Consider the following 9,793-nt stretch of genomic DNA (forward strand, 5'->3'; position numbering starts at 1 on the left):
AATGGCGGACCTCGCCGGGAAAACCTCCGGGGACGGCGGGCCGCGCACGGCCCGCCCGGGCCGGTCCAGCGAAGGAGCGCACACGATCGTGACCACGACCCCGGACGTCAGCGGCATCCACGGCCCGGGCGGCACCCCCGCCCCGGCCGCCGAGGTCGTCTGCCTCGGCGAGTCCATGGTCACCTTCCTGCCCGGCCGGCCCGGACGGCTCGCCGACGTCCCCTCCTTCGACCGCGCCATCGGCGGTGCGGAGTCCAACGTCGCCTGCATGCTCGCCGCCGCCGGCCACCGCACGAAGTGGGTCAGCCGGGTCGGCGCCGACGGTTTCGGCGACCACCTCGTCGAGACCATCGCCGGATACGGCGTCGACACCTCCGCGGTGCGCCGCGACCGCGACCGCCCCACCGGCATCTACTTCCGCACCGCCGGCGACCGCGCCACCGACGCCCACGAGGTCGCCTACTACCGCGCCGGTTCCGCGGCCTCCGCCATGTCCGTGACCACCCTGGACACCGGCGCCCTCCAGGACGGCCGGATCCTGCACCTGTCCGGTATCACCGCGGCCCTCTCCGCCGACTGCCTCGACCTGCTGCACACCCTGACCGCGCGTCGCCCCGGCCGCCGCCCCCTCGTCTCGTTCGACGTCAACCACCGGCCCGGCCTGTGGCGCGGCTCCCCCCAGCTCTCGGCTCCGCTCGCGCAGGGAGGTACCCCCATCGGCCCGCGGGTCCTGCTCGACCTCGCGCGCGGGGCCGACCTGGTGTTCGTCGGCGAGGACGAGGCCCGGGACGCCTGGGGCCTGCACGGCGGCCGGGCGATCCGCGAGGCCCTGCCCGAGCCGGAGTTCCTGGTGGTCAAGCGGGGCGCGGGCGGGGCCGTCGTCTTCCACGGCGGGGAACGGGCCGAGGGGCACGGCGGCGAACGCGTGGCCGTCCGCGCCCCGGACGTGGACGTCGTCGCCGCCGTCGGCGCCGGTGACGCGTTCGCCGCCGGCTTCCTCTCCGCCACCCTCCGCGGCCTGCCGCTGCGCGCCCGCGTCCGCCACGGCCACCTCTTCGCCGCCGCCGCCCTCACCGTCCCCGGCGACCTCGCGGCCCCGCCCGGCCGGGCCCTCGCCGACCGGCTGGCCGCGCTCGACGCGGACGCCTGGGAGAAACTGCACCTCGGCCCCGGCTGGATCGCAGCCACTCAGGAGGCCGTCGAGGAGGTACACACGCCGTGAACGAGCGAAGTGAGAGAGCCGTCGAGAGGCGCGTCCCTGGCGAAGGCAGGGCCGAGCGAAGCGAGGCACGAGCATGAGCCAGACCGTCGACCGCGCGCTCAGCATCCTGCCGCTGCTCGCCGAGGGACCCGCCGACCTCGGCCAGGTCGCCGACCGGCTCGGCGTGCACAAGTCCACCGCCCTGCGGCTGCTGCGCACCCTCCACGAACACGGCCTGGTCTACCGGCAGGCCGACCAGCGCTACCGCCTCGGCGCCCGCCTCTTCGCGCTCGCCCAGGAGGCCGTCGAGAACCTCGACGTACGCGAGATCGCCCACCCGCACCTCGTCGAACTCAACGAGCAGTGCGGGCACACGGTCCACCTCGCCGTCCACGAGGAGAACGAGGTCCTCTACATCGACAAGGTCGAGAGCCGCTACCCGGTCCGGATGTACTCCCGGATCGGCAAGCCCGTCGCGATCACCGTCGCCGCGGTGGCCAAACTGCTCCTCGCCGACCTCCCGGAAGCCGAGCGCCGCGCCCTCGCCTCGACGCTCGACTACCCCCGCTACACGGCCCGTTCGACCCCCGACGCCGCGGCCTTCCTCGCCGAACTGGCCAAGGTCCGCGAACAGGGCTGGGCCACCGACCTCGGTGGCCACGAGGAGTCCATCAACTGCGTCGCGGCTCCCGTCCGCGGCGCGGACGGCCGCGTCGTCGCCGCCATGTCGGTCTCCGCACCGAACGTCGTCGTCTCCGCCGAGGAACTCCTCACCCTGCTCCCACTGGTGCGCCGCACCGCCGACGCCATCAGCCGGGAGTACTCCGGCAGTACACCGACCAAGGAAGCATGAGCATGAGCGAGAAGACCGCCCTCACCCCGGCCACCCACACCACCCCGCCCGCGAAGTTCTCCCACGGCGTGAAGAAGGGCAACATCCTCCAGGTCGCGGGCCAGGTCGGCTTCCTCCCCGCGGTCGACGGCCAGGCCCCCACCCCGGCCGGCCCGACCCTGCGCGAGCAGACCCTGCAGACCTTCGCCAACGTCCGGGCGATCCTCGAAGAGGGCGGCGCGACCTGGGACGACGTGATGATGATGCGCGTCTACCTCACGGACACCGACCACTTCGCCGAGATGAACGAGATCTACAACCAGTACTTCGAGGAGCAGGGCCTCAAGGAGGCCCCGGCCGCCCGCACGACCGTCTACGTCGGTCTGCCCAAGGGCCTGCTCATCGAGATCGACGCGCTCGCCGTCCTGGGCTGAGCCCTCCCCCGCACCAACAGCAAGCCGTACGTCGTCACGGGGCGGCACACCAGCGCGGTGTGCCGTGCCGCGATCCCTCCTGCCCTGAAAGTCTCATGCACTTACGAGGTCAACGATGTCCCCGTTCGCCCCGCTCGCGGCCGCCACCCCTGCCGGAACACCACCCCACACCGGCGGCATCCTCCCCCTCATCGGCGGCACCGCCGGACTGCTGACCGTTGCCGCGCTCGGCATCGTGCTGCTGCTCTTCCTGATCATCAAGATCAGGCTCCAGCCGTTCGTGGCCCTCCTGGCGGTCTCGACAGCCGTCGGACTCGGCGCCGGCCTCTCCGTCACCGAACTCTTCGGCACCGTCCAGAAGTCCGACGCCGTCTCGCTCATCGAGTCCGGCATGGGCGGCACCCTCGGCCACGTCGCGATCATCATCGGCCTCGGCACCATGCTCGGGGCGGTGCTCGAAGTCTCCGGCGGCGCCGAGGTGCTGGCCTCCCGCCTGCTCCACCTCTTCGGCGAGCGGCGCGCGCCGCTCGCCATGGGACTGACCGGCCTGATCTTCGGCATACCGGTCTTCTTCGACGTCGGCATCTTCGTCCTCGCACCGATCGTCTACGCGGCCGCCAAGAGGGGTGGCAAGTCGATCGTCCTGTACTGCATGCCGCTGCTCGCCGGCCTGTCCATGACCCACGCCTTCCTGCCCCCGCACCCGGGTCCGGTGGCGGCGGCGGGCCTGCTCCACGTCGACCTCGGCTGGGTCATCCTCATGGGCATCGTCTGCGGCCTCCCCGCCGTCCTCGCCGCCTGGGGCTGGGCCGCCTGGATCGGCAAGCGGATCTTCGTGCCCGTGCCGCAGGACATGGTGGAGGCCGCGGCGGAGGCGAAGGCCGCGCTGACGGAGGAACAGCACCGGGCCGGCGTCACGCCGGCGGAGAAGCCGGTCCCGCTCGGCACCGTCTTCGCCATCATCGGCACCCCGCTCGTCCTGATCCTGCTCGCCACCTTCTCCTCGATCGCCCTCGCGCCCTCCACCGCCCGCTCGGTCGTCGAGTTCTTCGGCCACCCCTTCGTCGCCCTGACCCTCGCGCTGCTGCTCGCGTACTACCTGCTCGGCATCCGCCGCGGCTGGTCCCGCAAGTCCCTGGAGACGGTGTCCACCGCCGCCCTGAAGCCGGTCGGCAACATCCTGCTGGTCGTCGGCGCCGGCGGGATCTTCGGCGCGGTCCTCAAGGGCAGCGGCGTCGCCCAGGCGCTCTCCGACACCTTCAAGGGCATCGGCCTGCCGGTGATCGTCCTCGCCTACCTGATCTCCCTCGTCCTGCGCGTGGCCCAGGGCTCGGCGACCGTCGCGATCGTCACCACGGCCGGCATCGTCTGGCCGCTGATCGAGGCGGGCCACCACTCGCAGCCCTTCGTCGCACTCGTCATCATGGCGATCTCGGCGGGCTCGATCTTCGCCTCGCACGTGAACGACGGCGGGTTCTGGATGGTCAGCAAGTACTTCGGCATCACCGAACGCGACACGCTGAAGACCTGGACGGTGCTGGAATCGGTCCTCTCGGTCGCGGGGTTCGCGGTGGCGGCGCTGGTGAGCCTGCTGGTGTGACGGGCACGGGCCGCCGCCTCCCCGCAGCGACGCGGCGGCCCGTGCCTCCGTGCGGGTCCGCAACCCACCCGCGGCTCAACTGCCCTTGCAGTACTGCCCTTCCTTGCCGATCACGCGGTACACGCAGTCCGCGGTCTCCAGCAGCTGGAGCACCGCCTCCCGGTTGCGTGCGGTCTCCTTCGCGATCACCGAGTCCTTCGGGTAGAAGCCGCCGTGTCCGGACGACGGGAACATCTCGAAGGTGTAAGCAAAGATCTTCTGGTCCCCCCACAGCCAGTCGTCGATGGCGCCGTCGGTGATGTAGAGCTCGCTGGACTGCTCCGGGGTGTAGCCGTTGGTGGCGGCCATCTTCTTGCCGAGGGTGGCGAAGGTGTCGTGTTCGTCCTGGGTCATGCCGGGGCCGGTGGGGTCGTTGGTGAACCCGAAGGGCCACAGGACGAGTTCGCTGTACGTGTGGAAGTCGATGGCGGCCTTGATCTGCTGCACACCGCCGACGACGCGGCTGCGCACGAACTTCGAGACGACCTGCACCTCGGGCGCGGAGGCGGGGGAGGGGCCGCGGTAGGTCTCGTCGCCCGGGTCGTCGGAGGAGCCGTTGCAGCAGCCCCACTTGAAGTCCCAGTTGCGGTTCAGGTCCGTGCCGACCTCGCTGCTCCCGGCGTTGGGCTGCCGGTTCTTCCGCCAGCTGCGGAACGACCCGGAGGCGATGTCGTACTCCCCGCCGTCCGGGTTGAGGTCCGGCACGATCCAGATCTCCCGCGAATCGAGGATCTTCGTCACGCGCGGGTCCGCACCGTACTTCGAGGTCAGCTCATTGAGGAGGTAGAGGGCCATCTCCACGGTGAGGTGTTCCCGGGCGTGCTGATGGGCCGTGAAGAGCACCTCGGGCTCGTTCTCGTCCTTGGTGACGTTCTTGCTGAGCTTGAGGGCGAGGATGTCGCGGCCCTCGTGGGACCTGCCGATGACCTGCTTGGACAGGATCGCCGGGTACTTGGCGACGAGGGTGTCGATCTCCTTCGTGGCCTCGGCGTAGGTGTGGTAGCCGGTGTAGCCGGGCGGGAAGTCCTTGACGCGGGTACCGGGAGCGGCCGGCGCGGCCCCCGGGCTGTCGGGCAACTGCCGGATGCCGTACCCGAGGTGACGTACGGCGGCGGCCTGGGTCCGGTCGGCCGTGATGACGACGGCCCGGGCGTGCACCTCGTCGATGCTGACGCCGGTCGCCGCGAGCGCGGTACGGGCCGCCGGCGTGGCCGGCCCGGTGACCTCGTACTGATGGGGCTGCAGGTCCTGGGCCCGGTCCCCGCCGTCCGCCGCGGCGGCACCGACGGCGGCTCCGGCCGGAGAGCCCAGGGCCTGTGCGGCGGTGATCGGGGCGGCGAGCGCGAGGGAGAGCAGCGCGGCAAGGACGGTCGACCGTCCGCCGCGTATCCGTGGTCGCATGCGGTCTCCTGTGGGGTGTGAGTCGAAGCGACGCCGCCAGTGTTTGGGGTTGGCATGGGCGGGTCAAGGTGCGGGATGGCCAGATGTGGCGGGGCGGGGAGAGTCCGGGGCGGCCGCGGTGCCCGTCAACTTCCCATCGATTTCGGTGGATTGGTTGCCCCGGTGGGGTGTGGCGCTGACAATGCGCACGACAAAACCGAGGGTTCGTGCGGACTCTCGGTACAGAAGCTGAGAGGACCCCCACATGAACAGACCTCTCGTCGGCACCCTGGCCACGGCCGTGCTGGGAGCCGCAGCCCTGGTGGGCACCGTCACGACGGCGCAGGCGGCGCCCGGTGCGGCGGCGTCCCACCACGCGCAGCACAAGACCAAGGCGGTGGACTTCGCCGGCACCGTGGCGCTGAGCAACTGCTCCGGCTCGGTGGTGCGGATGCCCACCTCGCAGCCGAACGACCCGGCGCTGGTGATGTCCAACGGTCACTGTCTGGAAAGCGGTATGCCCGGCGCCGGTGAGGTGATCGTCGACCAGCCGTCCCGCCGCAGCTTCACCCTGCTCGACAAGTCGGCGCGCGGCGTGGGCACGATCAGGGCCACCAAGGTCGCCTACGCGACGATGACCGACACCGACGTCACGATCTACCAGACCGGCTCCACGTACGCCCAGATCGAGCAGAAGTACGGGATCAAGCCGCTGGAACTGGCCACCGAGCACCCGGCCAAGGGCGCGGGGATCAGTGTGGTCTCCGGCTACTGGAAGAAGATCTACACCTGCAGCATCGACGGGTTCGTGCCCACCCTCAAGGAGGGCGACTGGACCTGGAAGGACTCGGTCCGCTACACCCCGGAGTGCAAGACCATAGGCGGCACGTCCGGTTCGCCGGTGGTCGACACCACGACGGGCAAGGTCGCGGCGATCAACAACACGGGCAACGAGGACGGCGAGAAGTGCACCGTCAACAACCCGTGCGAGGTCGACGAGAACGGCAACGTCACGGTGCACCAGGGCACCAACTACGCCGAGGAGACCTACGGGATCCCGAAGTGCTTCGGCGCCGGGAACAAGCTGGACCTGAGCGCGGCGGGCTGTGCGCTGCCGAAGCCGGCGGGCGTGCGGAGGTGACCTGCCACAGCTGACGGAACGGCGCCAGGTCCCGTGCACCGTGTGCGCGGGACCTGGCAGTGGGGGGCGGCGGCTGGGGGCGTCCGCAGGGATCCCCTACGGGAGGCCGTGGACGTGGGTGCCCACCTGGTGGGCGAACTCGTTGCCGTTGGCGGCGTCCCAGTTGGTGGACCAGGTCATCGCGCCGCGCAGCCCCGGGTACTTCTTCGGCGGCGTGAACGCGCCGCAGCCCGTGCCCTTGGTCAGGCAGTCGAGCGCGTCGTTGACGACGGACGGGGCGACGTGGCCGCTGGTGGCCGCGCGGTCGGACGCCGGGACGCCGATGCCGACCTGCGACGGGTCCAGGCCGTTTTCGAGCTGGATGCAGGCGAGCGAGGTCAAGAAGTCCACCGAGCCCTGGGCGTAGACCTTGCCGTCACAGCCGTTCATGGAACCGCTGTTGTAGTACTGCATGTTGACGGCGGTCAGGAAGTCCTTGATGCCGAGCGCCGTCTTGAAGTACTCGTTCTGCGGCGACTGCATGTCGATGGTCTGCGGGGCCATGGTCACCACGACGTCGCCGTGCGCGGCGTGCACCGCCTTCAGGGCCTGGGTCATGTACGTCGCGTTGAGGCCGTTCTCCAGGTCGATGTCGACGCCGTCGAAGCCGTAGTCGTCCATGAGCTTGTCGACCGAGTCGGCGAAGTTCTTCGCGGAGGCGTCGTCGTTGACCGAGATCGCCCCCTTCTCGCCGCCGACCGAGAGGATCACGGACTTGCCGGCCGCCTGCTCGGCCTTGATGTCCGCCGTGAAGTCGTCGACGGAGCCGTAGCCGACGGCCGGGTCGAGGTGGAAGGTGACCGCCCCGGGCCGGTCGGTGGCGTCGGCGAACGCCACCGCGATGATGTCGTAGGCGTCGTCGACGTCCTTGAGTTTCTGCACCGTGGCACCGTTGTTGAAGTTCTGCCAGTAGCCGGTGAGGGCGTGCGCGGGGACGGCGGCGGGGTGCGCCGCGGAGCCGGTGGCCCGGGCGGCGGCCGCGGCCGGGTGTTCCGGCGAGGCCTGGGCGGTGCCGGCGGCGACGAGACCGGCCGAGGTCAGCACCGCGGCGGCCAGCCCGGCGAGCAGTCTCACCCTGACCTTGTGTACGCCCGTGACCGACCGTGCGCCCAACGAACCTGAACCTGCGCGAACCGCATCTGATCGTGCGCGAACCACGACTGCCTCCGTGTGGGGAGTGGGGGGACGGTGAGAGGGGTGGTGCGGATGCGCGTTCAGGGGCCCCTGTGCGTGCGTGCCGTACAACGTGGTCCAGACCAATGCTCCTGTCAAGGTCCTTGCCACAAGCGGGAGTTGCCGTTCTCGCCGTTCGGGGCGGTATGCACGGATTCCCTCCGGTCGAAGGTCATCGCGGAGGTCATCGCGCGGCTCATGGCGGCGGCGGTCGCTTCGGCCGCCGCGATGGTCATGACGAGTAGCCCAGAACGTGTTCTCCGGGACGTATCTCTGTGGATAAAGTGCTGAGCGTATGGCGCCGATGGCGCAGAGCTGTGCCGATCCGCGGTCCCGGGACCCCCGGCGGCCGGAGGGAGTGGGGGAGCGACGTGCCGACCGCGATTGCAGTCACCAGCCCTGACCTCACGCTGCCTTCCCCCCTGCTCTCGACTCCGTTCGCGCAGGGAGGTGCCGCCGTCGACGGGCGGACACCCGCCGCCGTCGTCCTGCCCGCACCGCATCTGGCGCCCCTGGACGACGCGCTGACGGAGACCAGCGCGGTGCTGGAACACCACGGCCACCTCGTCGCGCTGTACTCCTCCGCCTGCCCGCCCGAGCACATCCGGCGGCTGCACACCCTCCGCGCCGTCCTGGAGAGCGACCGGATCGCCATCGTCCCGGTCTCCCTGCCGCCGCTCGGCGTCGCCCTGCTGGCGCGTCAGTTGCGGCAGTTGTCCCTGTGCGACTTCAGCCCCGGCGTACTGGCCAGCGCGGCCCGGCTGCTGACCCATTACATCCATGCCGGTGCCCTGCTGGGCAGCGTCACCGGGCTGGACCGCATCGAGGTCGATCTGCGCGCCCATGTGAAGTCCTGGCTGCCCGGCGCCCACTTCGCCGTCCTGGCCCACCCCGAACCGCAGTTGGTGCACCTGGACCGGCACGCCACCGAGGCCGGGCTGCGGCCGCCCGGATTCGCCACCGAACTCGCGGTCGCCCGCGGCCAGCTCACCACGGACTGGGTCACCGGCGCCCTCGCCCCGGCCTGGCAGGTGCAGGGGGCCTACGAGGTGCGGCTGCCCGCCGAGTCCGCGCGGTGGTGGGGCACCCAGAAGCTGATCGAATTCGCCGCGGGCATCCCGGACCCGGCGATCCTCCGCCAACTGGTCGCGTCGGTACGGCGCGAGGAGTGCGGCTGGTGCGGGCTGGAAGTGCTCGGCGACCGGTGCGCGTTCTGCACGGCACCGCTGGCCAGGGACCGGGCGGCGCGCGGCGGTGGCTCGGCCGGGCGCGGCCCCGCGGCCATAGCCGGGCCGGGAGCGGAGGCGGCGAACGCCCCGCGCCCGGCGGCGGACCGGCTCCCGCCCCGGAGCCCGGACCCGCAGGCGCTCCCGGCCCCTGGTCCGGCCGGCGAGTCGCCCGCGGCCCCGGCCCCGTCCCCGGCTCCCGACCCTTCCGCCACCCCTTCTGCCAGCCCTTCGCCCGCCCCGTCTCCCGCCCCGGCACCGCAGTCCGGCCCGCCGCCGTCCGCGCCCTGGGCCGAGCGGGGGCTGGCACCGGTGGCGCCGTCGGGCGTGCCCGGCGGGCCGGGGGTGCCGGACGGATACGGTGGCGCGCCCGCCGGCCGGGGCGTACCGGGGGAGGTGGATGTCCGCGGGCCGGACCTCCCGAACGGCGTCCCCGGGCCCGGAGTTCCGGGGAACCCCTACGGGTCGGGCCGCCCCGTCCCGGGGAACCCGTACGCGACCGACGTCCCGCGCACCGCGCCCGGCCGCAACCACCTCCCCGGCCACCCCGACTTCGCCGGCGAGCCGGACGTGCCCGGCGTCTCCGGCGTCCCCGGCACCCCACGGACGGTGGCCCGCGCCCGCTGACACCGACCGAGCCGGCCGCCCCCCGAACCGCCCCCCCCCCCCCCCGCCCCCCCCCCGCCCCCCCGGGCCCCCCCCCCCCCCCCCCCCCCCCCCCCCCCCCC

At 72.0% G+C, this 9,793-nt stretch carries 9 protein-coding genes; 6 read left to right on the forward strand and 3 right to left on the reverse strand.

Going from position 1 to position 9,793, the window contains the following annotated elements:
- Positions 1 to 88: 88 nt before the first annotated feature.
- The 4 genes from V2J85_RS30810 to V2J85_RS30825 all read left to right on the forward strand — a co-directional run bounded on the left by V2J85_RS30810 (position 89) and on the right by V2J85_RS30825 (position 4,067).
- The gene (locus V2J85_RS30810; protein WP_261955950.1) at positions 89 to 1,222 is read left to right on the forward strand and encodes a sugar kinase; all 1,134 of its coding nucleotides are present in this window, start codon (positions 89 to 91) and stop codon (positions 1,220 to 1,222) included.
- Between the two features lie 73 nt (positions 1,223 to 1,295).
- Complete coding sequence (locus tag V2J85_RS30815) at positions 1,296 to 2,054, forward strand: IclR family transcriptional regulator (protein ID WP_330823407.1); 759 nt, start codon at positions 1,296 to 1,298, stop codon at positions 2,052 to 2,054.
- 2 nt (positions 2,055 to 2,056) lie between these two features.
- The gene (locus V2J85_RS30820) at positions 2,057 to 2,467 is read left to right on the forward strand and encodes a RidA family protein (RefSeq protein WP_261955948.1); all 411 of its coding nucleotides are present in this window, start codon (positions 2,057 to 2,059) and stop codon (positions 2,465 to 2,467) included.
- A gap of 115 nt (positions 2,468 to 2,582) precedes the next feature.
- On the forward strand, positions 2,583 to 4,067 hold the full coding sequence (locus V2J85_RS30825; protein ID WP_330823408.1) for a GntP family permease: 1,485 nt from the start codon (positions 2,583 to 2,585) through the stop codon (positions 4,065 to 4,067).
- A 75-nt stretch (positions 4,068 to 4,142) separates the two neighbouring features.
- Here the strand turns inward: V2J85_RS30825 and V2J85_RS30830 are convergent, their stop codons facing one another.
- Positions 4,143 to 5,507 (reverse strand): M14 family metallopeptidase, encoded by a 1,365-nt coding sequence (locus V2J85_RS30830; RefSeq protein ID WP_330823409.1) that lies wholly within the window; start codon positions 5,505 to 5,507, stop codon positions 4,143 to 4,145.
- Between the two features lie 244 nt (positions 5,508 to 5,751).
- On the opposite strand from V2J85_RS30830, the gene V2J85_RS30835 reads away from it, so the two are divergent.
- Positions 5,752 to 6,627, forward strand: coding sequence for a S1 family peptidase (locus tag V2J85_RS30835; RefSeq protein WP_261955945.1), 876 nt, complete (start codon positions 5,752 to 5,754; stop codon positions 6,625 to 6,627).
- A gap of 96 nt (positions 6,628 to 6,723) precedes the next feature.
- Here the strand turns inward: V2J85_RS30835 and V2J85_RS30840 are convergent, their stop codons facing one another.
- Positions 6,724 to 7,740 carry a chitinase gene (locus V2J85_RS30840; protein WP_330823410.1) on the reverse strand — a complete coding sequence of 339 codons (1,017 nt, stop codon included), beginning with the start codon at positions 7,738 to 7,740 and terminating at the stop codon, positions 6,724 to 6,726.
- A gap of 194 nt (positions 7,741 to 7,934) precedes the next feature.
- The gene (locus tag V2J85_RS30845; RefSeq protein ID WP_330823411.1) at positions 7,935 to 8,075 is read right to left on the reverse strand and encodes a hypothetical protein; all 141 of its coding nucleotides are present in this window, start codon (positions 8,073 to 8,075) and stop codon (positions 7,935 to 7,937) included.
- Between the two features lie 135 nt (positions 8,076 to 8,210).
- Here V2J85_RS30845 and V2J85_RS30850 point away from each other — a divergent pair, with 135 nt between their 5' ends.
- Positions 8,211 to 9,692 (forward strand): hypothetical protein, encoded by a 1,482-nt coding sequence (locus tag V2J85_RS30850; RefSeq protein WP_330823413.1) that lies wholly within the window; start codon positions 8,211 to 8,213, stop codon positions 9,690 to 9,692.
- The last annotated feature ends 101 nt before the right edge of the window (positions 9,693 to 9,793 follow it).

The organism is Streptomyces bugieae, assembly GCF_036352915.1.
Classification (GTDB): domain Bacteria; phylum Actinomycetota; class Actinomycetes; order Streptomycetales; family Streptomycetaceae; genus Streptomyces; species Streptomyces endophytica.

Coding starts and splice junctions, on each gene's coding strand:
- V2J85_RS30815 (WP_330823407.1), top strand. CDS start 1,296: ATGAGCCAGACCGTCGACCGCGCGCTCAGCATCCTGCCGCTGCTCGCC.
- V2J85_RS30820 (WP_261955948.1), top strand. CDS start 2,057: ATGAGCGAGAAGACCGCCCTCACCCCGGCCACCCACACCACCCCGCCC.
- V2J85_RS30825 (WP_330823408.1), top strand. CDS start 2,583: ATGTCCCCGTTCGCCCCGCTCGCGGCCGCCACCCCTGCCGGAACACCA.
- V2J85_RS30830 (WP_330823409.1), bottom strand. CDS start 5,507: ATGCGACCACGGATACGCGGCGGACGGTCGACCGTCCTTGCCGCGCTG.
- V2J85_RS30835 (WP_261955945.1), top strand. CDS start 5,752: ATGAACAGACCTCTCGTCGGCACCCTGGCCACGGCCGTGCTGGGAGCC.
- V2J85_RS30845 (WP_330823411.1), bottom strand. CDS start 8,075: ATGACCATCGCGGCGGCCGAAGCGACCGCCGCCGCCATGAGCCGCGCG.